Annotated in this window: 19 protein-coding genes; 10 read left to right on the top strand and 9 right to left on the bottom strand. The window is 63.9% G+C overall.

The genetic code is table 11. The annotated features are described in order from the left end of the window. Positions 1–50: 50 nt before the first annotated feature. Entirely contained in the window at positions 51–1,037 is a 987-nt protein-coding gene (locus NLM31_RS31530) for a LacI family DNA-binding transcriptional regulator (RefSeq protein WP_254194844.1), read from the bottom strand. A 286-nt stretch (positions 1,038–1,323) separates the two neighbouring features. On the opposite strand from NLM31_RS31530, the gene NLM31_RS31525 reads away from it, so the two are divergent. The 5 genes from NLM31_RS31525 to NLM31_RS31505 all read left to right on the top strand — a co-directional run bounded on the left by NLM31_RS31525 (position 1,324) and on the right by NLM31_RS31505 (position 7,557). After that, positions 1,324–2,397 (top strand): ABC transporter ATP-binding protein, encoded by a 1,074-nt coding sequence (locus NLM31_RS31525; protein ID WP_254194843.1) that lies wholly within the window; start codon positions 1,324–1,326, stop codon positions 2,395–2,397. A gap of 75 nt (positions 2,398–2,472) precedes the next feature. Then, complete coding sequence (locus NLM31_RS31520; RefSeq protein WP_254194842.1) at positions 2,473–3,714, top strand: ABC transporter substrate-binding protein; 1,242 nt, start codon at positions 2,473–2,475, stop codon at positions 3,712–3,714. Between the two features lie 29 nt (positions 3,715–3,743). Beyond that, positions 3,744–4,691, top strand: a complete 948-nt coding sequence (locus NLM31_RS31515) for a carbohydrate ABC transporter permease (RefSeq protein ID WP_254194841.1) — start codon at positions 3,744–3,746, stop codon at positions 4,689–4,691. Continuing rightward, complete coding sequence (locus NLM31_RS31510; RefSeq protein ID WP_254194840.1) at positions 4,688–5,542, top strand: carbohydrate ABC transporter permease; 855 nt, start codon at positions 4,688–4,690, stop codon at positions 5,540–5,542. Before NLM31_RS31515 ends, NLM31_RS31510 begins: the two co-directional genes overlap by 4 nt. Next, on the top strand, positions 5,539–7,557 hold the full coding sequence (locus tag NLM31_RS31505; RefSeq protein ID WP_256562333.1) for an alpha-glucosidase: 2,019 nt from the start codon (positions 5,539–5,541) through the stop codon (positions 7,555–7,557). The genes NLM31_RS31510 and NLM31_RS31505 overlap by 4 nt, the downstream gene beginning before the upstream one ends. A gap of 88 nt (positions 7,558–7,645) precedes the next feature. Here the strand turns inward: NLM31_RS31505 and NLM31_RS31500 are convergent, their stop codons facing one another. Next, positions 7,646–8,593: a 2-hydroxyacid dehydrogenase gene (locus tag NLM31_RS31500; protein WP_254194838.1), complete on the bottom strand. Its 948-nt coding sequence runs from the start codon at positions 8,591–8,593 to the stop codon at positions 7,646–7,648. 100 nt (positions 8,594–8,693) lie between these two features. On the opposite strand from NLM31_RS31500, the gene NLM31_RS31495 reads away from it, so the two are divergent. Together NLM31_RS31495 and NLM31_RS31490 are read left to right on the top strand one after the other, a co-directional pair. Next, positions 8,694–9,449, top strand: a complete 756-nt coding sequence (locus NLM31_RS31495; RefSeq protein ID WP_254194837.1) for an SDR family oxidoreductase — start codon at positions 8,694–8,696, stop codon at positions 9,447–9,449. Positions 9,450–9,484: 35 nt separating this feature from the next. Beyond that, positions 9,485–10,366 (top strand): NAD(P)-dependent oxidoreductase, encoded by an 882-nt coding sequence (locus NLM31_RS31490; protein ID WP_254194836.1) that lies wholly within the window; start codon positions 9,485–9,487, stop codon positions 10,364–10,366. A 15-nt stretch (positions 10,367–10,381) separates the two neighbouring features. On the opposite strand, the gene NLM31_RS31485 is transcribed toward NLM31_RS31490, so the two are convergent. The 6 genes from NLM31_RS31485 to NLM31_RS31460 form a co-directional block, all read right to left on the bottom strand. Beyond that, a complete protein-coding gene (locus tag NLM31_RS31485) occupies positions 10,382–11,287 on the bottom strand; it encodes an SMP-30/gluconolactonase/LRE family protein (protein ID WP_254194835.1) in 906 nt (301 codons plus the stop codon). Between the two features lie 18 nt (positions 11,288–11,305). Continuing rightward, complete coding sequence (locus tag NLM31_RS31480) at positions 11,306–11,644, bottom strand: hypothetical protein (protein ID WP_254196307.1); 339 nt, start codon at positions 11,642–11,644, stop codon at positions 11,306–11,308. A 108-nt stretch (positions 11,645–11,752) separates the two neighbouring features. Beyond that, entirely contained in the window at positions 11,753–12,838 is a 1,086-nt protein-coding gene (locus NLM31_RS31475) for a substrate-binding domain-containing protein (RefSeq protein ID WP_375143654.1), read from the bottom strand. A 122-nt stretch (positions 12,839–12,960) separates the two neighbouring features. Then, the gene (locus NLM31_RS31470) at positions 12,961–14,013 is read right to left on the bottom strand and encodes an ABC transporter permease (RefSeq protein WP_254194834.1); all 1,053 of its coding nucleotides are present in this window, start codon (positions 14,011–14,013) and stop codon (positions 12,961–12,963) included. Between the two features lie 51 nt (positions 14,014–14,064). Then, positions 14,065–15,564 (bottom strand): sugar ABC transporter ATP-binding protein, encoded by a 1,500-nt coding sequence (locus NLM31_RS31465; protein WP_254133026.1) that lies wholly within the window; start codon positions 15,562–15,564, stop codon positions 14,065–14,067. Between the two features lie 153 nt (positions 15,565–15,717). Continuing rightward, the gene (locus tag NLM31_RS31460) at positions 15,718–16,716 is read right to left on the bottom strand and encodes a LacI family DNA-binding transcriptional regulator (RefSeq protein WP_254133025.1); all 999 of its coding nucleotides are present in this window, start codon (positions 16,714–16,716) and stop codon (positions 15,718–15,720) included. 622 nt (positions 16,717–17,338) lie between these two features. Here NLM31_RS31460 and NLM31_RS31455 point away from each other — a divergent pair. Further along, a complete protein-coding gene (locus tag NLM31_RS31455) occupies positions 17,339–18,934 on the top strand; it encodes a protease pro-enzyme activation domain-containing protein (RefSeq protein WP_254133024.1) in 1,596 nt (531 codons plus the stop codon). A 78-nt stretch (positions 18,935–19,012) separates the two neighbouring features. Here NLM31_RS31455 and NLM31_RS31450 read toward each other — a convergent pair whose 3' ends face one another. Beyond that, the gene (locus NLM31_RS31450) at positions 19,013–20,074 is read right to left on the bottom strand and encodes a LysR family transcriptional regulator (protein WP_254194833.1); all 1,062 of its coding nucleotides are present in this window, start codon (positions 20,072–20,074) and stop codon (positions 19,013–19,015) included. Positions 20,075–20,288: 214 nt separating this feature from the next. Here NLM31_RS31450 and NLM31_RS31445 point away from each other — a divergent pair, with 214 nt between their 5' ends. Further along, positions 20,289–22,022, top strand: coding sequence for an alpha-keto acid decarboxylase family protein (locus NLM31_RS31445; protein ID WP_254194832.1), 1,734 nt, complete (start codon positions 20,289–20,291; stop codon positions 22,020–22,022). A 269-nt stretch (positions 22,023–22,291) separates the two neighbouring features. Then, positions 22,292–23,893 (top strand): S10 family peptidase, encoded by a 1,602-nt coding sequence (locus NLM31_RS31440; RefSeq protein ID WP_254194831.1) that lies wholly within the window; start codon positions 22,292–22,294, stop codon positions 23,891–23,893. Positions 23,894–23,906 lie beyond the last annotated feature (13 nt).

The following is a 23,906-nucleotide window of genomic DNA, read 5'->3' as shown; positions in this document are numbered from 1 at the left end:
CGCGCCACGCGGGGATGCGCCGATCGGCAGAAGCGACGTCTTGCCGATCGTCAGCTGCTTTGCCGATGGAGCAGGGTGAAGCGCGTATCGATGACGGCCTGTTCCGACTTGGCGTCGGGGTGCAGGAGCCGTGCGATGATCAGCCGCGCGGCTTCCTTCCCGATCAGGTCGCCGGGAGGGCGGATCGTCGTAAGCGACGGATTTGCGGACGCGCTGAAGCTCAAATCGCCGAAGCCCACCACCGATAGGCGATCGGGGATGGCAATGCCCAGCCGCTGGCATTCGAAGATCACGCCGAGGGCGATGTGGTCGTTCGAGCAGGCAATCCCATCGACGTGCGGAAAGCGATGCATGGCCTCACCGAGCAGCATCGCGCCGACCTCTGCGCTCGCCGGCGCAGGGTGCTGGATGATCTCTGCGGTGACGTCAGGTGCGTTTCGCGCCGTCTCGACGAAGCCCTGGGCCCGCCGCGCCGCGCGGCGATCCTCATGGAGCCGGGCACCAAGAAACAACAGTCGCTTGCGTCCTCGCTGCAACAGATGCGACGCAGCGGTCTGACCGACCTGGCCGTGGTGAAAACCGACTGCCATGTCCATGGTCGGGGAGCCGAGCTCCCAGATTTCGACAACTGGCACCTTGCTGTCGCGGAGCAGCCTGCGCGTTGCGGTGCTATGCGAGAGACCGGTCAAGACGACAGCGGCGGGGGCCCAGGAGAGTGCCGTGCGGACCAGATTCTCCTCGTCGTGCTCTTTGTACTCAGTGTGGCTGAGCATCACCTGAAGTCGCTGCTTGCCGAGCTCGTCCTGCAGGGCCGCGACGGTCTCGGCGAAGAACGCATTGCGGACGGATGGCACGATGATGCTCACGACGCGCGATGAGGCCGCCGCCAGGCCTCCGGCCATCAGGTTCGGCACGTAGTCGAGCGCTTCGATGGCGCGTGCAATCGACTCGCTTGCCGCCGCCGAGACCGCATCGGGCTTTCTGAAATAGAGGGATACCGTGGAGGGCGACAGCTCCGCGCGCGCCGCCACATCCATGATCGTGACCCGTTGCATCTTGCGCCGGGTGCGTATGGGCTTTGGTGCCGCCATCTCTACAGTGGCTCGAATAATAGCGCTATTATATAGCTGAAGCGTCCGATTGATACAATCATGTTTTCCAATAAGGGGATATTTCTATTGTTATCAGCTAGATAGAACAGGACTATGCCCCCTTATCCTCTGGATCAGTTGGTGCGGCTCGGTCGTTGATTTCCAAAAATCGTAGCGCTACTATCGGCTATCACCACGGCTTCAAGAACCGTCGGGACGGGAGACACGGCTCATGGCTTCGGTCAGCCTGCGCAAGCTTGAGAAGAGCTACGGCGCGTTCCGCGTCGTGAAGGCCATTGACCTTGAGATCGTCGACGGCGAATTCCTGGTGCTGGTCGGTCCGTCCGGTTGCGGCAAGTCGACCACGTTGCGGATGATCGCCGGCCTCGAACGCATCAGTGGTGGCGAGATCCGGATCGGCGACCGCATCGTCAACGATCTGCCGCCGCGCGAGCGCGACATCGCTATGGTGTTCCAGGACTACGCGCTCTACCCGCACAAGACGGTGCGCGAGAACATGGGCTTTAGCCTCAAGGTACGCGGCGCGAACGCGACGGATGCGGCCGCCAAGATCCGCGACGCGGCGGAGATGCTCGGCATCACCCATCTGCTCGACCGGCGCCCGGGACAGCTCTCCGGCGGCCAGCGGCAGCGGGTTGCGATGGGCCGGGCCATCGTGCGGCGGCCGCAGGTCTTTCTGTTCGATGAGCCGCTGTCCAATCTCGACGCAAAGCTACGCGGTCAGGTCCGCACCGAGATCAAGCGGCTGCACCAGACGATCGGCACCACCATCGTCTACGTCACCCACGATCAGGTCGAGGCGATGACCCTGGCCGATCGCATCGTCATCCTGCGCGGGGGCGACATCGAGCAGATCGGAACGCCGGAAGAGGTCTACAACAATCCCGGGAGCGTTTTCGTCGGTGGCTTCGTCGGCGCTCCCTCCATGAACTTTGCCAAGGCCAAGGCCACTCAGGGTTATCTCGATTTCGCCGATGGCAACCGTTTGCCGCTCGCGGGCCTCGCCGGCGCTGGCCTTTCGGCAGTTGACGGGCGCGAATTCATCGTCGGCATCAGGCCCGAGCATTTTACGCCGGGCGCGTCCGATGTCGGCCTCGACAGCCAGGTTCAGGTCGTCGAGCCGCTTGGCTCCGACACGCTGGTGCATTTTACGGTGGGCGGCGCGACCTTGACCGCGCGGCTGCCGCCCGAGCTTCGGCCGCAGGCCGGTCAGGCCATCAAGCTGGGGCTGGACCCCGCCAAAATTCACCTGTTCGATGCGGAGACGGAGCGCGCCTTGCAATAGAACGGGCGCAGCGAGGCCATCGACGACAAGCCAGCAACGTCGCGAGCAAGCGGCGAGCTTTTCCGGGAGGACAATATGAGTGTGGCACGCATTTCAAAGTTAGCGGGATGGCTGTTCGGCTGCGCAGCGTTCGCATTCGCAACCGGCGCCGCCGCCGAGACCAATTTGAAGGTCTTCGTCACCAGCCAGGGGCAGCCCGGCATCTGGCGCACGCTGCTCGATCAATACGAGGCGCGCAATCCCGGGGTGAAGGTCAGTATTGAGCTCGGCGGCACGACCTCGGATCTGCAGGCGCAATATCTCAACACGGTGCTCACGGCGAAGGATTCCTCGCTCGACGTGCTGATGCTCGACGTGATCCGGCCGGCGCAGTTCGCGGCCGCGGGCTGGACCAGCCCGATCGCAAGCGACATGTCTTCTTATCTGCGCGCCTATGCCGAGGCGAACACGGTCGACGGCAAGGTGGTCGCGCTTCCCGCCTTTGCCGATTCCATGTTCCTCTATTATCGCAAGGACCTGCTCGACAAATACGGGCTGCAGCCGCCAAAGACCTGGGACGAGCTCGCGGACGCCGCCAAGAAGGTCGAGGACGGCGAGAAGAATCCGAACCTGCAGGGCCTGTCTTTCCAGGGCAAGGCGATCGAAGGCGCGGTCTGCACCTTCCTCGTGCCGTATTGGAGCCAGGGCAAGGTGGTGACCAAGGACGGCAAGCTCGATTTCGATCGTGACGCCGCGACGAAGTCGCTGGCGCTCTGGAAGGGCTTTGCCGACAGCGGCGTCGCCAAGAAGAACATCGCCGAGGTTGCAACCGACGACACGCGCAAGGAGTTTCAGGCCGGCAACGTCCTGTTCGCGGTGAACTGGGCGTACGCCTGGGCGATGTCGCAAGGCGCCGAGTCCGCCGTGGCCGGCAAGGTCGGTGTCGCGCGGCTTCCGGCGGTCAAGGGCGGCGAGCAGGCGACCTGCCTCGGCGGCTGGGAGTGGGGTGTGTCCGCCTTTTCCAAGAACCAGGAGGAAGCCAAGAAGCTGGTGGCGTATCTGTCGAGCCCCGAGGTCTCCAAATACGTGGCCATCAACGGCTCGCTGCTGCCGACCTACGGCACGCTCTACAAGGACGCCGACGTAACCAAGGCGGTGCCATGGTTCGCCGATGCTCAGGCGATCGTCGAGACCGCAAAACCGCGACCCGTGACGCCGCGTTACAACGAGGTCAGCGAAGCGATCCGCACCACGGTCAACGCGGTGCTGGCGGGTGCCACAACGCCGGCGGACGGCGCGGCCAAGATCGAGGCGCGCCTCAAGCGGATCATCCGCTAACGGCGTCCAGCACATCCGGGTTGGTCTGCATGACAACGACATCCACGGTCAAGAACGGAGCGGGCGGCGCTACCGCACGACGTGCGTTTCTGTCGCGCTGGTTCGATCCGGACGACACCACGCTTGCGGTGCTGCTGTTCTTGCCCGCCGCGATTCTGCTCGGGGTGATGATCGTCTATCCGGTGTCGCGGCTGATCTACACCAGCTTTCTCGACCTGTCGCTGACGTCGGGCCTGCTGGCGCGCTTTGCCGGCCTTGCGAACTTCAGGCAGATGCCTGACGATCCCGTGTTCTGGCAGGCGACCTGGAACACGGTGCTGATCACGCTCATCACCGTGCCCGGCTCGCTCGTCGTCGGGTTCGCGCTGGCGCTGCTCGCCAATTTGCCGTTCCAGATGAAATGGCCGGTGCGGCTCTCGCTGTTGATCCCCTGGGCACTGCCGCTCTCCTTCGCCGGCCTGATCTTCGGCTGGTTCTTCCATTCCGAGTATGGCGTCGTCAACGATGTGCTCAACCGGATCGGTTTGCCCACCGTGATCTGGTTCAACTCGCCGCGTCTCGCCTTCGCCGCGATCTGCCTTGCGATCATCTGGAAGGCCTCGTCCTTCATGGCAATGATCATTCTCGCGGGCCTGCAGACCATTCCACGTTCGCTTTACGAGGCCGCGGACGTCGACGGCGCCGGCCGCGTGCGGCAGTTCTTCGAGATCACGCTGCCGCTGCTCAAGCCCACCATCGTGGTCGCGCTGATCTTCCGCACCATCACTGCGCTGCAGACTTTCGACATTCCCTACATGATGACAGGCGGCGGGCCGGGCACCGAAACCGCGACGCTCGCCATGTACATCCACCAGAATACCGTGTCGTTCCTCGACCTCGGCTACGGATCGGCGCTCGCGGTGGTGATGTTCGGACTGTCGATGCTCGTCACGGCGCTCTACCTGCGGATGATCCGCAGCAGCGGGGCCGCAGCGTGAGCACGGCGGTCGCCTCCACCCTCAACTCGGTCCTGTCGGGAAAACCGCTCCGCGCCATTGCCGCGCTCATTCTCGTCGTCAACGGCCTGTTTCCGGCGCTGTGGATCCTGCTGACCTCATTCAAGACCGAGGCTGAACTCACGCAGAAGCCGATCACCTGGCTGCCGCACGCGGCGACGCTGCGGAACTACATCCAGGCGTTCTCCGACCAGCCGCTGCTCATCTTCTTGTTCAATAGTTTTATGGTCGCGCTGCTCTCGACTGCGCTCACGCTTCTGGTGTCGGTTCTCGCGGCCTATGCGCTGGCGCGGCTGAACCTGCGGTTCAGGGGGCTGATCATGTCCGTCATCATCGCGGTCTCGACCTTTCCGCTGGTGACGCTGCTGGTCCCCTTGTTCGAGACGATGCGTGCGCTCAATTTGCTCAACTCGTGGACGGCGCTGATCCTGCCCTACACTGTGCTCAGCCTGCCCGTGTGCACCCTGGTGCTGACGTCGTTCTTCGAAGGCATCCCGCGCGATCTGGAGAATGCCGCCATGATCGACGGCTGCACGCGATTTGGCGCGCTGTTCAGGGTTGTGGTGCCGCTGTCGGCACCAGGCGTCTTCACTGCCGGCATCCTCGCCTTCGTCAACGCCTGGGACGAATTCCTATTGGCCTTGTCGTTCAACTCCAATCCCGGATTGCGGACGCTGCCGGTCGGCATCCAGCTCTATCAGGGTGAGTTTGCGTTTCCCTGGCCGGTGATCTCGGCTGCGCTCGTCGTCGGCATCGTGCCTATCGCAATTCTGATCGTGATCTTCCAGGAGCGCGTCGTCTCGGGGCTGACCGCAGGCGGCATCAAGGGCTGACGGAAAGGCCAAGTGGAATGGACTTGAAACTCGAGACAACCCCATCCGGCTTTGCGCTTTCCATGTCGGGCCGCCGGATTCTCGCTCACAGTGCTGCGGCGCCGTGTTTCTTCGTCGGCCGAGGCGATGACAGCATCAAAATGCACCGCGGCCGCTTCGTAATCGAAGATCGCCTGGCCGAACGCTGCCCGCTCGGGCATGCCGAGATCGACGGCAACACGCTCCTGCTGTCCGCGGCCAAGGGGCAGCCTCCGCGCCTCGCCGTGACGCTCGAAGGCAATGCGTTGGCGCTACGGTCGCTCGATCCGTCCGTGAACCGATTCTGGCTGCGCGTCGCGGCTGACCGCGACGAGCATGTCTGGGGTGGCGGCGAGCAATTCTCCTATTTCGACCTGCGTGGCCGGCGGTTTCCGCTGTGGAGCTCCGAGCCGGGTGTCGGGCGCGACAAGACCACCGAGATCACCTTCAAGGCGGACGTGGCCGGGCAGGCGGGTGGCGACTACTATCACACCAACTATCCGCAGCCGACCTACCTGTCGTCGGCGCGCTACGCGCTTCACGTCGAGACGTCTGCTTACAGCGTGTTTGATTTTCGCGAATGTGAATTTCACGAGATCGAAGTCTGGTCCGTTCCGGTGCGCATCGAGCTGTTTGCCGCTCCGACCTTCGTCGCGCTGGTGGAGACGCTGTCTGGTCGTTTCGGCCGCCAACCGCCGCTTCCGGAATGGATCTACAACGGCGCGATCGTCGGCCTGAAGGATGGCGCGAATTCGTTCACTCGCCTCGCGAAGATGCGCGCCGCCGGCGTCAAGGTGTCCGGCCTCTGGTGCGAGGATTGGGTCGGGATCCGGCCGACCGCCTTTGGCGCGCGGCTGTTCTGGGACTGGAAGGCCAACGAGACGCGTTATCCGGGCCTGCGGCAGCGCATCGCCGAATTGCACGACCAAGGCATCCGCTTTCTCGGTTACGTGAACCCGTATCTCTGTAACGACGGCGTGCTGTTCGAGGAGGCCGAGAATGCCGGTTACTTCGTCAAGGACGCCTCGGGGCGAACGGCCCTGATCGACTTCGGCGAGTTTCACTGCGGCACCGTCGATTTCACCAATCCGGACGCCGCGGCATGGTTTTCCGAGGAAATCATCGGCAAGAAGATGCTCGACTATGGTCTGTCCGGCTGGATGGCAGATTTCGGTGAGTATCTGCCGGTGGACGTGCGTCTCGCCAGCGGCGTCGATGCACGGCTTGCGCACAACCTCTGGCCGACGCTGTGGGCCGAAGTGAACGCGAAGGCGGTGGCGAGCCGCGGCCGCACCGGAGAGGCCGTGTTCTTCATGCGGTCCGGCTTCACGGGTGTGCAGAAGTCGTGCCCGTGGCTTTGGGCCGGGGATCAATCGGTCGACTTTTCGCGGCATGACGGTCTGGTCACGGTGATCTGCGCCGCCCTGTCGTCGGGATTGCTCGGCAATGCGTTTCATCACTCCGACATCGGCGGCTACACCAGCCTGTTCGGCAATCTGCGCACGCCCGAGTTGCTGATGCGTTGGAGCGAGATGGCGGCCTTCACGCCCGTGATGCGCAGCCACGAAGGCAACAGGCCCCGTGACAATCTGCAGCTCGATGGCGATCCAGCGGTCCTCAAGCATTTCGCCGGGATGACTGCGATCTACGTTCACCTCTCGCCTTATCTAAGAACCTTGTCGCTGGAAGCTGCGCGTCTGGGCCTTCCGGTCCAACGTCCGCTGTTCCTCCATCACGAAGACGACCGGCGAGCCTACGGCATTCAGGATTGCTATCTCTATGGCCGCGATCTGCTTGTCGCGCCCGTCTGGCAGGCTTCCCAGGATCAGCGAAGCCTCTACCTTCCGGCAGGGAGCGACTGGATCCATGTCTGGACCGGTCAGTCATTTACAGGCGGGCAGGAGATATCGGTCGCTGCACCGTTGGGGCGACCCGCAGTGTTGTATCGGACCGATAGCGAATTCAAACCGCTTTTTGCAGGATTGCGCGAGGTGTAGGGCCTCCTGGCTTGCCTGCGACTTTATATCACCGGCTTGCAGGACGGGTGTGGAAGGTTCCTTCTGCGGCAGGTGCCCCGTCGACAAGTCAGAGGATGGGACTGGGCAGCGTGCGGCCAGCGAAATGCGCGGCGAGATTGTCGCGCATCAACTGACCCATCGCCTTGCGGGTCTCGACCGTCCCGGAGGCGTGGTGAGGCTGCAGGAGGACATTCGGCAGCTCCAGGAATCTCGGGTTCAGGTTCGGTTCGCCCTCGAAGACATCGAGCGCCGCCGCGCCGAGCTTGCCGCCGGCAAGCGTCGAGATGAGTGCCTCTTCGTCGATGTTGGAGGCACGCGAGACGTTGACGAGCAGCCCGTTGGGGCCGAGCGCTTCAAGAACCGCAGGTCCGACGATGTGCCGCGTTGCCGCCGAGGCGGCGAGCGTGACGAACAGGACATCCGAACGCGCGGCGAGCGCGACCGGATCGGCGACGAAGGTCCAATCGCCGGCGTATGGCTTCGCCTCGATGTCGGAATAAGCGACGTCCATGTCGAAGCCGGCCAGCCGGCGCGCCACCTCAAACCCGATGCGGCCGAGGCCGAGGACGCCTGCGCGCTTGCCCCAGGCTCGTGTCCTCAGGGGATAGAGTCCCTTGGCGGCCCATGAACCGTCCCGCACCCAGCGCTCGGCACCGTTCACGCCGCGCCATTGCGCGAGCATCATCGCGATCGCGAGGTCGGCCACGTCCTTCGTCAGCACGTCCGGCGTGTTGGTGACGCGGATGCCGCGCGACCGGCAGCTGTCCAGATGCACGGCATCGAAGCCGACGCCGTAGATCGAGATGATCTCGAGCTTTGGACATGCCGCGATGAGTTCCGCGTTCGCGCCGAGCTCGCCCCGTGTAGCGATGGCTCGCACGCGGGCTCCCACTTCGGCGAGGAGGGCGGGCTTGTCGGCCGCCTCGAAGTAGCGGTGCGCGATGTAGGTTTCATCAAGCGGGAGCTGATCCCATTCCGGATAGGGGCCCATCTGAAGGATTTCAGGCTTCGACATGCAGGTGAGCGCTCCTCTTTGGCGCGGTCTTGACAGTTCATGTTATCGATAACATAGTGTAGTGAGAGTGGTATGTCGAGCCGCAAGAAAAGGAAACAGGGTGGCAATCAACTTGTTCGATCTGACAGGACGCCGAGCGCTGGTGACAGGATCTTCGCAAGGTATCGGCTTTGCGCTTGCGCGCGGCCTGTCCGAGGCCGGTGCGCAGGTCGTTCTCAACGGTCGCGACGAGGCCAAGCTTGCGGCTGCCGCGAGCTCCATTGCCGGCGCGCGAACGCTCGCCTTCGATGCCGCTGATCACGCCGCGGCCCGTACGGCCGTCGACCGCTTCGAGGCCGACATCGGGCCCATCGACATCCTCGTCAACAATGCCGGCATGCAGCACCGCGCGCCGCTCGAGGATTTCCCGGCGGACGCGTTCCAACGCCTGCTGCAAACCAACATCGCCTCGGTCTTCAATGTCGGCCAGGCCTGCGCGCGCCACATGATCGCGCGTGGCGCCGGGAAGATCATCAACATCGCGTCGGTGCAGACTGCGCTCGCGCGCCCGTCGATTGCGCCCTACACGGCGACGAAGGGCGCGGTCGGAAATCTGACGAAGGGCATGGCGACGGACTGGGCGAAACACGGCCTTCAGGTCAACGCGATCGCGCCCGGCTATTTCGATACGCCGCTCAATGCCGCGCTGGTTGCGGATTCCGCGTTCTCGGCCTGGCTCGAAAAGCGCACCCCCGCGGGCCGCTGGGGCAAGGTCGAGGAACTCGTTGGCGCCTGCATCTTCCTCGCTTCGGGCGCGTCCTCCTTCGTCAACGGGCACGTGCTCTATGTCGACGGCGGGATCACGGCCTCGCTCTGAGGCGTGCCGCCGAAACTCACCGCGGAGATGTCGAAATGCCCTGTTCAGTCGCATTGATCGGCGCCGGCGCCATGGGCGGCGCGATCGGAACTCGATTGGCTCAGACCAACACCCGCCTGTTGGTGTTCGATCTTGATGCTGCGAAGGTAGCTAGCCTCGTCGAAAAGGGCGCGACCGCGGCCACCACCGCTGCGAAGGCTGCGGCCGAAGCTGACGCCGTGATCCTCAGCCTCAACTCGCCCAAGATCGTCCGAGCCGCCGTGTTCGGACCGGCAGGCGTCGCCGAAGGCGCGCGGAAGGGCACGCTCATCATCGACATGTCTTCGATCGATCCGGAATCCACGCGCGCGCTGGCGAAGGACGCGGCCGCAGCCGGTCTGCGCTGGGTCGACAGTCCTCTGTCCGGCGGCGCGCCGAAAGCCTTGATCGGCCAGTTGACCTGCATGGCCGGTGGGGACGCTGCCGATGTCGCGGAGGCGCGGGCGGTGCTCGCCGAGGTCGCCTCGAATTTCACGCATATGGGCCCGAGCGGCGCAGGACAGACCACGAAACTGATCAACCAGGTTCTGTGCGCGCTCAACTTCGTCGCCGTCGCCGAGGCGACGGCGCTGGCTGAGGCCTCCGGCGTGGATGCGGCCAAGATTCCGCAAGCCTTGCGTGGCGGCCGCGCCGACAGCGCGATCCTCCAGGAATACATGCCGCGCTTTGCCGCGCGCGACTATCGTCCGACGGGCCGCATCGACAACATGGTGAAGGACCTGAACGGCGCGCAGGATCTTGCGCGCCAGACGGGCATCGCGATGCCGATGACTGTCGTCTGCGCCGAGATCCATCGCCTGCTGACCGCGATCGGGTGCGGGGCGATGGATCAGGCCGCGCTCATGGAATTCTGGGCGGCGCGCACGCCGCCCACCTGATGCGCCCGTGCGGGCTCAGGACAATCCGTGCGCGTTGACGAAGATCGCGTAGAGCGATGTCTGGGCGGTGATGTAGAGCCTGTTTCGTTTCGGTCCGCCGAAGGTCAGGTTGGAGACGATCTCAGGCACCGGAATGCGTCCGATCAGCGTGCCGTCGGGCGCATAGATGGCGACGGCATCCGCCGTCGACGTCCAGATATTGCCGTTCCGATCGACGCGGAATCCATCATAGAATCCGGCCGGTGAGGTCGCGAAGGTGCGGCCTTCGCTCACCGCAAGCCCGCTCGGTGCAACGTCATAGGCGCGGATGATAGCCGGCAGGCCCGGCACGTGCGTCGCGCCCGTTTCGGCGACATAGAGCAGCCGCTCGTCGGGCGAGAAGGCGAGACCGTTCGGCTTCACCATGTCTGTCACAACCGCCGACAGTGCGCCACTCGCCGGATCGAAACGATAGACGTTGCTGGCGCCGATCTCGCTGGGCCCGGCGTGCCCTTCATACTCGCTGTCGATGCCGTAGGTCGGGTCGGAAAACCAGATGGTTCCGTCCGACTTGACCACGACATCGTTGGGAGAATTGAAACGCTTTCCTTCGAAGCGCTCGACCAGTCCCACCCAGCGGCCGTCGGGCTCCAGCCGCGAGATGCGGCGGCCGCCGTGTTCGCAGGCGATCACACGTCCCTGCGCATCGCGGCTATGACCGTTGTGATAGCCGCAGGGGTTTTCGAACACCGAGACCGAACCGTCGGTCTCGTCGAAGCGCAACACGCGGTCATTGGGAATGTCGGACCACAGCAGCGACTTGGCGGCCGGCACATAGACCGGGCCCTCGGCCCAGCGGCTGCCGGTCCAGAGCCTGTCGAGCTTGGCATGTCCGATGATCAGCGCCTGAAAGCGCTGGTCGAGAACGTCGTAAGTGCTCACGGCGTCAGATCTCCGCGATCAGTCGGTCGGCAGCGCGAAATCATCGGCCTTGAAGACCGTGTGGAAGATGGAGCCGTCGAACATCTCCGTCAGCCCCTTGGTCACTTCGCGGCTCTCGAAGCGAACCGGCGAGGCGAGCGCTTGCTCGATGGCCTCGCGCGAGGGATAGCGGATCGCGAGCACCATCTCGTAACGCTGGGCGTCGCTGTCGCTTTCCTCCTGGCGCAGCACGCGAACCTCCTCGGCGCCGGGAAAGCGCGTCCACAGCGGCACGAGTTTCTCGCGCACATAGGCGGTGAATTCGGCTTCGCGTCCCGGCTTGATGCGGCCACTGAAAAAAGCGCAACGGATGAACATAGGCATTCGCTCGTCTGTCTGATGGAGTGGAAGAAAATCGGCGGTCAGCTTCCGGCCGACCGCCGAGGGAGCACGGTCATGCCGTGCTCGGGGTGAGGGGAAGGACGCTTAGAGGCCCCAGGCTTTCTTGTAGGCGTCGCGATAGCCGTTGCCCGGATCGAACGTATTGGTCGGGCCGCCGTCGAACTCGACATTGGCCTTGGTCACCACGTGCAGCGGCGAGACATAACCCGACCATTTCTCTCCGGCGATGGCGCGGTTCAGTTCGTCGACGAGCTGCCAGCCCTGGAGGTTCAGTGGCTCGGCCACGGTGACGGCCTGGTAGGCGCCGGAGCGGATGCGTTGATAGGCGCTTTCGGAGCCGTCGCCCGCAGCGACATTGACGGGCGCGCCGGTGCCCTTGATGCCGGCCGCGGACAGCGAGGGCGCCATGAAGTCATAGTAGAGGTCGTTGATCGCAAGCGAATGCGTCCAGGCGGCGCCGTGCTTTTGCAGCAGTGAGGTGGTGAGCTGCGGCATACGCGTCGAGGTCTCGGCGATCGGCGTATCGACCCATTCGAGAACCTTGCCGCCGAGCGCCTCGATCACCTCTTTCATCTTCTTGGCCTTGGCGATCGCGATCTCATAGGTCGAGTCGGTGAAGATGATCACGCCCGGCTTGCCCTTGGCATCGACGAACGCCCAGTTGGCCGCGGCGGTGGAGACGGCCATCGGATCGGTCGTCACATTGGCGAAGACGCCGGCTTCGGGCACTGGGCCGATGGCGGGAGCGGCGTGCCAGGAGACCATCGGAATCTTGGCGGCCTTGGCCGCCTCCATGCCAGGCTTCTGCTCGACCGCGTCGAAACCGCAGATCACGAGGCCGTCGGGCTTGAGCGTCATGGCCTGACCGAAGGCGGCGGTGCGGCCGGAGACCGAGCCGGCGCCATCAAGCGTGCGCACGGTCCAGCCGGCGGCCTTCGCCGCTTCCTCGATGCCCTTGGTGACGCCGAGCACACCGCCGTTCTTCATGTCGGAAGCAAGCACGACGATGGTCTTGCCCTTGGCGATCTTCGGAGCGGTGGTCGGACCGTCCCATTTGTCGACCTTGGAAGCATATTTCTCGACGAAGGCGTTGGCATCAGCGAGCGAGTCGGCGTGGGCGGAGGCAAGACCGAATGCGAGGCCGGCGACGACAGCGCCGGTTCTTATCATCGAATGCAACATAGAGCGTTCTCCTTGGTAAATTGCCGTTTCGGTTTCATCGCCGGCTTTGCGCCGGACTTTTCCGTTGTGGCCGGCTCGTCGCCGGCCACGAACTCCATCGTTGGTTGGTTTCAAGCCTTGCGATCGGGTGCGCCGACCGGGACCTTCGCAACGGCCCCGCGCTTCCTCTGCGCGTATCCGGCCATTCCGATTGCGGCGAGCAGCGTGAGGCCGTTGAAGAGCGGCTCGACCCAGAAGGAGCCGCCGAACTGCTGAATGCCGGCGATGCCGACCGCGAGCACCGCGACGCCGACGATGGTGCCCCAGACGTTGACGCGGCCGGGCTTGATGGTGGTCGAACCGAGGAAGGCGCCGACCAGGGCGGGCAGGAGATATTCGAGGCCGACGCTCGCCTGGCCGATGCGCAGCTTCGAGGCAAGCAAAACGCCGGTGACAGCGGTGAGGATGCCCGAGGCCATGAAGGCGCCGACCGTGAAGCGCTGCACCGGAATGCCGTTGAGCGCGGCCGTCTTCGGGTTGGCGCCGATGGCGTAGATGTAGCGGCCGAGCGGCAGATATTCGAACATCAGCCACATCGCCACCGCGAGAACGAGCACATAGAAGCCCGTGATCGGCAGGCCGAAGATCATCGTGCCGTTGAGAGCGAGGAACCCTTCCGGCAGCATCGCGACGACCTGCCGGCCGCCGGTGTGCCAAAGCGCCAGCGCATAGAGCACCGTGCCGGTGCCGAGCGTGGCGATGAAGCTGTCGATGCGCGCGACTTCGACCAGCAGGCCGTTGAGAAGGCCGGTGAAGGCGCCCAGGCAGATGACGACGAGGACGGCAACCGGCCAGGGCAGGCCGAAGGCGGTTTGCAGGCTGATCACCAGGATGTGCCAGAGCACGATGCCATAGCCGACCGTGAGGTCGATCTTGCCGGCGGCCATCGGGATCATCGCTGCGAGCGACAGCATGGCGATGATCGACTTATCGGACACGATCGAGCGCAGGTTGAGCAGCGTCGGAAACGTGTTGGGCAGGAGGATCGAGAACAGCGCGATCAGCGCCACCGTGATGATCGGCAGGCCGTACACCGGCAGCAGCCGCGTGATCTTCTGCCACAGCGACGCGCCGGCGAGATCCGCGCGTGTCGGCTCCAGTGCGTTCGATTCGATCGAATTCATTCCCATGCGTTCCTCCCGGCGGGCCTCTCGCGAGCCCGTGCGATTTGTCCCTTACGCGGCCTCGGAGGCCGACGCGGCGGTGATCAGGGCTTCGGTCGTAAGGTTGTCGCCGGCGATCTCGGTGATGATCCGGCCGCGGTTGAAGACGAGCGCGCGATGGCAGATATGCGCAACTTCCTCGAAGTCGGTGGAGACGACGACGACGGCAAGTCCTTCGGTGATGGCGCGCGCGATCAGCCGATAGATTTCGGCTTTGGCTCCGACGTCGACGCCGGCAGTCGGATCCTCGGCCACCAGCAGCTTGCGGCCGGTGGCAAGCCAGCGTCCGACGACGACCTTCTGCTGATTGCCGCCTGACAGCCCCTCGATGGCGAGATGCGGATCATTGGGCCGCAGGCCCACGAGGGCGCCGAGCTTGACCGCCTCTTCCGCTTCGCGGCGCGGTGCCAGCACGTCGAACAGGCCGCGCCCGGAAGCGCCCGGGTTGAGGAAGGCATTCTCGCGGATCGACAAGGATGCCGCGATCGATTCCTCCGTTCGGTCGCGGGCAACCAGACCAATGCCGCCGGCCATGGCGGTCACGGGGCTGGACAGATCGGGGGCCGTGCCGTCGATCAGGATCTCACCGCGGTGTGCGACCGCGCCGAACAGCGCCCGGCCGACGTCCTCCTGGCCCGCGCCGCGCAAGCCCACGAGGCCGAGGAGTTCGCCCTCGCGCACGTCGAAATCCACAGGGCCGGCCTTCGGGGTGATCAATCCTCGCACCGTGACGCGGGTCTTGCCGGAGTGGGAAGCCGCTTTCTCGAACATGTCGAGCAGGGGCCTGCCGACGATCAGCCGCACCAGATCCTCCGGCGAAGTCTCGCTGATCGCTTTCTCTCCGACGAGCTGACCGTCGCGCAACACGACGACGCGATCGGCGATGCGGAAGATCTCGTCGAGCCGGTGCGACACATAGATCATGCCGACGCCCTGCTCGCGCAGGCGCCGCAGCGCCGCGAACAGGCGTTCAACCTCGTCTGCCGGCAGGCTCGCGGTCGGCTCGTCGAGCACGAGGAAATCGCAATTGACGACGAGCGCGCGGGCGATGGCGACCAGCGACTTCTCGGTGCGCGACAGGCTCGACACGCGCGTGGTCGGGTCGATATCGCAGCCCACGAGCGCGAGCGCTTTGGTCGCGCGCGCCTCGGCGCCACGCCAGTCGATGAGGCCGAACGGCCGGGTTCGCGGAAAGCCCTGCGCGAGGCCGACATTCTCCGCCACCGTCATCCATTCGACGAGGCCGAGATCCTGATGGATGAAGGCGACAGGTTGGTGGTCGGCGCGGCCGCCGGGCGCATGGTGATAGGGCTCGCCTGCGATCGTCACCGCGCCGGCATCCGGACGATGGATGCCGCCGAGCACCTTGATGAGGGTCGACTTGCCCGCGCCGTTCTCGCCGAGCAGGGCGACGATTTCGCCGCGCCCGACGCCGAAGCTGACGCCTTTGAGCGCGCGAGTGCCGCCAAACGATTTGACGACTCCATCGAAGCGCAGCGCACCCGATGCCATGCCTGGCTCTCCTCCCGAAATCGCCAGCCGGCCGCGAACGATTGGGAGCATCTCCCGACCGTTGACCAGGCGCTTGGCGATCGTGATCCGTTATGGCGTCATATTTGTTATCGATAACACCGTACCCGGTCGGGCGACGCTGTCAAGCCGGGCTCAGCTGCTTTCGCGCTCGATGACCTCGAAGGGGACGATCAAGGTCTCGGGCCCGGGTCTCCGGCCTTCCCTCACATCGTCGATGGCGCGCAGCAGGACGCTGCCGGCTTCCAGTCCGATATTGCGGCAATCGACGGCGACGGTCGTGATCCTCGGCCAGGAGCAGCGCGAAACCTCGAAGTCGCCGAAGCCGGCCACCGCGATCCGGCCAGGGACTGCCCAGCCGCGGCGATGGCATTCCATGATCGCGCCAAAGGCAGACAGGTCGGAGACGCAAACGGCGGCGTCCACGTCCGGCCATTGCTCGATGAGCTGGACGATGGCCTCGCCGCCCTGTTGCATGGAGATTGGCGGATTGCCGAACGAGATCGTACGCCCGACCGGCAGGCCGAGCTCCTCGACGGCTCGCTTGTAGCCGAGCCGGCGATCTGCGCCGCGCGTGTCGCGCCTGCTTGCGCCGCCGATGAACGCAATGTTGCGGTAGCCCTTCTGATAGAGCCGGTGCACCAGCGCGCGCGACGCTTCGGCATTGGAGAAGCCCACGACATGGTCGATCGGATCGGCAGGCAGATCCCAGGTCTCGACCACCGGAATGCCGGCGGATTGCAGCATCCGCCGCGCCTTCGGCGTGTGCCGGCCGTCGGTGACGATGATCCCGTCGGGCCGGCGCGTCAGCATCGCCCGCACGAGCTGCTCCTCCTTGTCGATATCGTAGTCGGTGTAGCCGAGAAGCATCTGCAGCCCCTGGCCTTCGATCGCCTCCGTGATGCCGCGCGCAGTGTCCGAGAAATTGGAGTTGTTGATGGAAGGGATGAGGGCCGCCACGAAACCCGTCCGCTTCGAGGACAGTGCGCCCGCAGACAGGTCGAGCACATATCCGAGCTCTTCGACGGCGGCGAGGATGCGCTGCCGCGTCTCCTGGGAGACGGCACCATCGCTCTTCAACGCACGCGAGACGGTCATGGTGGAAACGCCCGCCCGCGCCGCCACCTCAGCCATGGTCGCTGGCCGCTTGGGCGCCTTTCTGGTCGTCGTCCGAGTTCGCTTCATCTCAACGCGATGTCTGCTTGGTGTGTGTGGAGCCTGCCTCCGTGCCACGGGATTTGGCCTGCCGACGCTCGCGACAGCGAACGATGATCAGCTTACGGTATCGATAACAGTTTGCCGCGGCAATTGTTTTCGACGACTCTCTTGCCGACCCTGGTTCTGCTTTGCGGTATCTCCTCGAATTGACCGACGATGGATCGGAGCGGTTGACAGTCGGCGATACCGCGCCGAATTTTCCAACGCGCTGAGCCTCAATCATAGAACTCGCACTTCTGGATCGCCACGGTCGCAGGAGCCCGATCGGTGTCAGCGAGTGTGTCGCCGCAGTCGTGCAATTGGTCAGCCGGCTCACATTGCGGCTCCTCCTTGGGGGCCTGTGCATTTCTGATCGAGCACAGAGAATTTATTGCGAATTCCCAGGAGAGCGGCGAGGGCTAAGCTCGCGTGCGGGTTGGCTTCGCCTCGTTTCAACGAGGTGCGGCATCAAAATGAAATTGCAAATGACGACGCCGAGAATTGTCACCTGAGCAAATTGCCATCCGAACAATGAACCTGTGAAACGAGGGCTGTAAAAATGACAGACAGAAAAATGTTTCCAAACAGCGTGGTCCCCATTCCGTCGTCGGGCGTGACGGCGCACGGCCTGATCGCCAGCGCGGCCGATCCGCGGCACCGCGACGAGAAGATGGACGTAAGTTTTGCGCTTGGCGTTGCGCCTGATGTCCAGAAGGAGCTTGAGGCGCGTGTCGACAAGGGCGAAACGATTTCGCCACAGGAGCTGAAGACGAAATACGCGGTCGATTCGGCCGCAGCCGGCGCGCTGGAGAGCTGGCTGAAGAAGGAGGGCTTCACCATCACGCAGGTGACGCCCGACCGCACCACCATCTACGCCACCGCTCCCGCTTCGCAGGTCGAGGCGAGCCTCGGCGTGCACATGGTGCGAGTCACGCGGGAGGGCCAGACGTACACTGCTGCGTCCGACGTCCCGAGCCTGCCGGTGGATGTTGCTGGTGCGGTGGTGAATATCGGCGGGCTGCAACCCTATCGGCAAGCCCGCAAGCATCTCCGCTCGTACATGCAGGTGAAGTCGGAGGCGGCCGTGGAGCCGGCGATCGCCAACGCGCCGCCGTATCTGGCTCCGGAAATCCTGAAGGCCTACAGCGGCGCAGGGCTCGGCCTGAGCGGGAAGGGGCAGGAGATTGCCATCCTGATCGATACGTTCCCGCTGGACTCCGACCTGACGGCGTTTTGGACGGCCAACGGCGTTGCCGGCAGCATGGCGCGCATCACCAAGATCAACGTCAAGGGCGGAGCGTTGCCTGCCCCCTCGGGCGAGGAGACGTTGGATGCGCAATGGGCGAGCACCATCGCTCCCGAGGCGAACGTGCGCATCTACGCCACCGGCACGCTCGCCTTTATCGATCTCGACCGCGCGCTCGACCGCATCTACGCCGACGCGCTGGCGCAACCGACTTTGCGTGTCGTGTCGATCAGCCTTGGCCTCAGTGAAGCCTTCATGACGCAGGGCGAAGTGAACGCCGAGGAGGCCCGTTTCGTCCGGTTCGCCGCCCTGGGCGTCAACGTGTTCGTGTCGACCGGCGATGCCGGGTCAAACCCGGGGCCGGACGGCCATCATGCCAACGGCCCGCTGGCGGCCGAGTGGATGGCGACCAGCCCGCATGTCGTGGCGGTCGGCGGCACGTCGCTGCGGTTGGCGGCGAACGGGCAGGTGGCGTCCGAAACCGGCTGGACGGGCAGCGGCGGTGGGAAGAGCAAATTCTTTCCGCGACCGTCGTGGCAACAGGGCAATGGTGTGCCGGCCGGCAATCAACGGATGGTCCCCGATGTCGGCGCTGCGGCGGATCCCAATGAAGGCGGCTTGATCATCCTCAACGGCCAGCGCTTGCAGTATGGCGGCACCAGCTGGAGCGCGCCGATATGGGCCGGCTTGTGTGCGCTGATCAACGAGGCGCGGCAGAACAACCGCCAAGCACCGCTTCCCTATCTCAATCCGCTGATCTACCCGATGATCGGCAGCAACTGCTTCCGCGACATATTGACTCAAAGCAACGGCGCCTACAGTTGCGGGCCGGGTTATGACCTCGTCACCGGGATCGGGACGCCGGATTTGAAGCAACTCGTGACGAGACTGGCTGGTGTGAGCGCGTGACTTCTCGTCGTGCCGGTGGAAGGTGGCTGGCCATTCATCGGCACGACGGTGCAGCCGGCGGAGGAGGGGCCCCGCAGCTCAGGCTTCCGGGGCCTCTTCTTCTTCTTCCGCCGGCTGCACTTCCATCGGTTCACGCCCGGCGGCGTGGGAATGGCCCGCGAAGTGCTGCCGTTCGCGGCGGAAGATCTCGACGAGATAGTCGGCGACCGCGCGGACACGAGGCACTTTCGTCAGGTCGGGACGGATCAGAAGCCAGAGCTCGCGCTCGAGCATCGGCGCGTCGCAGTCGATCTCGGCAAGCTTGCGATCATTGTCGGCCAGATAGCGCGGCAGCAGCGCGATTCCGAAGCCTGCCCGTGTCGCAGCAGCCTGCGCGATCTGGCTGTTGGCGCGAAAGGAGAACCGGCGTCCCGGAAAATGCTGCTCGAGCCATTCGGCTTCGGCAATCGAATCGCCGTTCCTGTCGAAGCCGACAAGCGGCAATCGCGTCATCATGTCCGGTTCGGAGCGCAGGTTCGCAGCGACGTAGAGGCCAAAGTAGATCGTGCCCACGCGCCGGGCGGCGAGCTCACTGCCCTTAGGGTGACCGAAACGCAAGGCAATGTCGGCCTCTCTCCGGGCAAGGCTCAGGAGCCTGACATCGCCGATGAGCTCGAGATCTATTCCCGGATGACGTCGATGCAGCCCGTCCAGCCGGTCGATCAGGAATCCTTCGGCCAGGCTGCGTCCGGCCGTCAATCGGACGAGGCCGCTGAGTTCTGCGCTCGCATCGAGGCGCCGCAGAACCGAGAGCGCTGCGCTGTCCATGACCTTGGCTTCTTCCAGCACGGCCCTGCCGTCGGCCGTCAGCATGTAGCCCTCGGCGCGGCTCTCGAACAAGGCGCGCCCGAGAAGCGCCTCGAGGTGAGCAACGCGGCGGGACACCGTCGCATGATTGACGCGCAGCGCACGGGCAGTTGCGGACAGCGAGCGATGCCGCGCAAGCGCTGCGAAATAGCGCAAGTCTTCCCAGTCGAGATCGCCTGTGCATTTCTTATCAAGCATAGAGAATTTATAGCGAGTTCCCAAGACAGCGGCGAGGGCTAAACTCGCGTAATGGTAGAAAAAAAGAAGGGTGGGAAGCTGGCGACGCGCCGTCACCTCGCGCGCACGCTTCTCCGCTTAATACAGGGCGGAATTGCTCCTTTTTTCATCTTGCAGTCCGACTATCTCCAGGTGTGCGCCACTTGGTGGCGCCACACGATCAATCATCGATTGTTGCTGGTCTGTATGCCGTCTGGTCATGGCTGCTGCAGTATCCGGTTCGAGACAGCGGTAACGGCGGACGCCGAACCGGCGCTGGAGGTGGATGGCCATGCTTGAAAGGCCCCGCAACGGCACGGTGGCATCCTATCTCGTTACCCGCCTGGAGGAGCTCGGCATCGAGCATCTGTTCAACGTGCCGGGCAGTTATTGCAGTGGGTTGCTTGCCGCGCTCGCCGGAAATTCCCGGCTGAAGGCTGTCTTCACGACGTATGAGATGGAGGCAGCGTATGCGGCCGACGCCTATGCCCGCATCCGGGGTTATGGCGCGATGTGCGGGACCTATGGCGTCGGCGCCTTGAGTGCGCTCAACGGCGTCACCGGCGCTTTTGTCGAGCGATGTCCGGTTGTCGTCATCAATGGAGGTCCCTCTACCAACCAGCTCGATCTCGAAGTCGATTACGGCATCATGTTCCTGCACTCGACCGGCCGGCTGAGGGCGGACCTGGCGATTTATGCGCAGGTGACGGCGGCGACCGCCGTGATCGAGCGGGCGGAGGAGGCGCCGGACAAGATCGACGAGGTCCTGATCGCCTGCATGACACACCGGCGCCCGGTCTATCTCGAAATCAGCCAGGACTTGTGGGGGCAGTCCTGCCCCTTGCCGGTGGGGAAGCTCAGCGCCTCGCTGAAGCCGGTCAATGCGGACTCGCTATCGGAATGCCTCGACGACGCCATGGCGCGGCTTGCCGGCGCGCAGCGCCCTGTCGTGTGGGCCGGCGAAGAGCTCGACCGCTGGCAATTGCACGGGGAGTTCGCCGAGCTGTTGCGCGCGGGCGGGCTGCCTTACGTGACGACGCTGGCCGGAAAATCGGTGCTGGCCGAGACCACAAGGGGCTTCCTCGGCGTCTATGATGGACGGTTCGCGCCACCCGACCTTCAGGAATTCGTCGAGAGGGCCGATCTCGTCATTGCCCTGGGCACCGCGATCACGGATTTCGTCGGCGACATCGTCGCGAAAGACTACAACAGCATGATACTTGCATCGCACGGTGGCATACGCATCGGGCATCACATCTACCCCGATGTCGGGCTCAGGGAGTTCGTGGTCGGGCTGACGTACCGGCTGGCAAGTCATGCGGCCGTGCCGCTTCGGTGGGACGGGACTGCCTTGCGACAGCCGGGCTCCAGCCCCTCTGCCGGCGATTCACCCATGACTTTCGATCTTCTGTTCGCGCGAATGTCGGATTTCGTGCGGGACAAGCTCGTCATCGCGGATACCGGCCTGTCGCTTTTCGCTTCCGCAGGACTGCCGATCGCCGCCCGGCAGGGATATGTGTCGCAATCCATCTGGATGTCGATCGGATACAGCCTTGGAGCTTCGGTCGGCGCAGCCTGCGCCGGCACCAGGCGGCCGGTCGTGTTCGTGGGAGACGGTGCCTTCCGTGAGGGGCCGCAGGTGCTCTCCACACTGGTTCAGTACAAACTGCCCGCGGTGATCTGCGTGATGAACAACGGGATCATGGGCATTCAGCAGTTCATGGGGCATCCTGAGTACTATGACAGCGCGCAGGGACAGCCGGACTATTACAATGCGCTCAGCCGCTGGGATTACGCCGCTCTGGCCCAGGCTTTCGGCGCACGGCATGCCCGGGCCAAAACGCTGGCCGAGCTCGACGAGGCACTGCGACAGGCGGCTGAGCTGACCGCGTCTCCGATCCTGATCGACGTCGTGCTCGATGAAAAGGATATCCCGAGCGTGATCCGTCACACGACCGGTCGTGCGGCTCCCTGGGCGGTTCAGGCGAATTTCGAGGCGCCCCTGTTGAGACGCATCGTGCCTTAGGGCGGAGCAGAGCTGCATGCCCGACCGATCATTGCCTCGCCGGGAAGTTGAGCTGTGCGATTCTTATCATCCATTGAGAATTTATTGCGGGTTCCTCGCGAGCCCTTTGCAGCATAGCGTCCCACCGAGATCGTGGAAGGTGCTCGTTGCGGCCCTCTCGGGCCGCACGGCGCGATCACGACTGTTGTGACGAGACTGAATATTGCGACAAGCGCATTAGCATTTCGACGGGACCAGCCGGCCAACATCCGATTTCAACGAGGTCATTCATGAGCCTGATGCCTTCTGAAGAACTGTCGTCGGACCAGCCGTTCATCGATACCGTCATCTACGGCTCGCGCAAGAACGACTCGATCACGGACGTCACGGAAAGGTCGGTTGCCACTCAGCATCAGCTCAAAATCGGGGGCGCGACGCTCAAATACACGGCCCGGGCCGGGCATCTGGTCACGGCCGACCTCTATAGTGGGCAGCCGGCGGCGAAGATATTCTATGTGGCGTTTACCGCGAACGTGAAGAGCGCAAAGGAGCGCCCTGTCACCTTCTTCTACAACGGAGGGCCAGGCTCGTCGTCAGTCTACCTGTTGCTCGGTTCGTTCGGCCCGCGCCGCATCAAGACCAGCCTGCCGGACTTCACGCCGCCCGCGCCCTACGCGCTGGAAGACAATCCTGATAGCCTACTCGATCATTCGGATCTGGTTTTCATCAATCCCGTCGGGACCGGCTATTCGGCTGCCATCGCGCCGAACAAGAACAGGGATTTTTGGGGTGTCGACCAGGACGCCCGGTGCATCAAACAGTTCATCAAGCGCTACCTGACCGTCTTCCAGCGCTGGAATTCGCCGAAATTCCTTTTTGGCGAGTCGTACGGCACGCCCAGAACTTGCGTCCTCACCTGGATGCTGCACGAGGATGGCGTGGACCTGAACGGCGTCGTCCTGCAATCCTCCATCCTGGACTATTCCAAGACGAGCAATCCAATCGGGATGCTGCCGACCCTGGCGGCTGACGCGCTCTTTCACCACAAGGTCAAGCCGGTGCCAGGCGATCTTGCTTCCTTCATGAAATCGGTCGAGGAATTCGCCCGTGGGGACTACGCTCAAGCGTTGCCTCGGTATCCACAGATTGATCAGGCGGTGCTTCGACGTCTGAGCGAAATGATTGGAATACCGGAAGTCGTCTTGAGCTACTGGAAGCTCAATCCCGCCGCCGCAGAGGGAACGGTTTTTCTGACAAGTCTACTCCAGAGCGATGGGAAGGCGATCGGCGCCTATGATGGGCGCGTTAAAGCGAGCGAACAGGGAATCGCCGGGTCGATTGATCCGAACTCCGGCAACAACGATCCGACGATGAACGCTATCGGCGGCGTCTATACCACCATGTGGAACGTCTATCTCAATGACGAGCTGAAATATACGTCGGTATCGCCATTTTTGGATTCGAACGATCAGGCGTTCAACAACTGGGATTTCGGTCACGTCGATCCAACAGGCGCACAGAAGGGTGGTGCCGACACCCTCTACACCGCTGGCGACCTTGCCGCAGCCATGGCGCTCAATCTCAATTTGAAAGTGTTTTCGGCCAACGGCTACTACGATGCCGTCACACCGTTCTTTCAAACGATCCTGAACTTCGAAGACATGCCCCTTGGCAGTTCGGATATGGCCGGCAGGATAACGATTCGAAATTATCCCTCGGGCCACATGGTCTATCTCGACAATGCTTCGAGGGCAGCGATGAAAGCGGACCTCGCCGGATTCTATGACGAGCTGGAGCCTCGACCGCTGGCCGTCGCATCAGCGTCAGCTCGGTCTGCTACCAGACTTCACGGCGTCCCGGTACGAAGGCGTATGAGCCGGACTCCCTACTGATCGTTTCGCAAGA

Origin of the sequence: Bradyrhizobium sp. CCGUVB4N (assembly GCF_024199945.1) — a bacterium.
Lineage (GTDB): Bacteria > Pseudomonadota > Alphaproteobacteria > Rhizobiales > Xanthobacteraceae > Bradyrhizobium.
This window is presented reverse-complemented; position numbering and strand designations above follow the sequence as displayed.

Excerpts from the sequence above, each read along its gene's own strand:
- NLM31_RS31530 (WP_254194844.1), bottom strand. The coding sequence starts at position 1,037 with ATGGATGTGGCGGCGCGCGCGGAGCTGTCGCCCTCCACGGTATCCCTC.
- NLM31_RS31525 (WP_254194843.1), top strand. The coding sequence starts at position 1,324 with ATGGCTTCGGTCAGCCTGCGCAAGCTTGAGAAGAGCTACGGCGCGTTC.
- NLM31_RS31440 (WP_254194831.1), top strand. The coding sequence starts at position 22,292 with ATGAGCCTGATGCCTTCTGAAGAACTGTCGTCGGACCAGCCGTTCATC.
- NLM31_RS31470 (WP_254194834.1), bottom strand. The coding sequence starts at position 14,013 with ATGAATTCGATCGAATCGAACGCACTGGAGCCGACACGCGCGGATCTC.
- NLM31_RS31500 (WP_254194838.1), bottom strand. The coding sequence starts at position 8,593 with ATGTCGAAGCCTGAAATCCTTCAGATGGGCCCCTATCCGGAATGGGAT.
- NLM31_RS31460 (WP_254133025.1), bottom strand. The coding sequence starts at position 16,716 with ATGGCTGAGGTGGCGGCGCGGGCGGGCGTTTCCACCATGACCGTCTCG.
- NLM31_RS31445 (WP_254194832.1), top strand. The coding sequence starts at position 20,289 with ATGCTTGAAAGGCCCCGCAACGGCACGGTGGCATCCTATCTCGTTACC.
- NLM31_RS31455 (WP_254133024.1), top strand. The coding sequence starts at position 17,339 with ATGACAGACAGAAAAATGTTTCCAAACAGCGTGGTCCCCATTCCGTCG.
- NLM31_RS31475 (WP_375143654.1), bottom strand. The coding sequence starts at position 12,838 with ATGATAAGAACCGGCGCTGTCGTCGCCGGCCTCGCATTCGGTCTTGCC.
- NLM31_RS31480 (WP_254196307.1), bottom strand. The coding sequence starts at position 11,644 with ATGTTCATCCGTTGCGCTTTTTTCAGTGGCCGCATCAAGCCGGGACGC.
- NLM31_RS31490 (WP_254194836.1), top strand. The coding sequence starts at position 9,485 with ATGCCCTGTTCAGTCGCATTGATCGGCGCCGGCGCCATGGGCGGCGCG.
- NLM31_RS31520 (WP_254194842.1), top strand. The coding sequence starts at position 2,473 with ATGAGTGTGGCACGCATTTCAAAGTTAGCGGGATGGCTGTTCGGCTGC.
- NLM31_RS31465 (WP_254133026.1), bottom strand. The coding sequence starts at position 15,564 with ATGGCATCGGGTGCGCTGCGCTTCGATGGAGTCGTCAAATCGTTTGGC.
- NLM31_RS31515 (WP_254194841.1), top strand. The coding sequence starts at position 3,744 with ATGACAACGACATCCACGGTCAAGAACGGAGCGGGCGGCGCTACCGCA.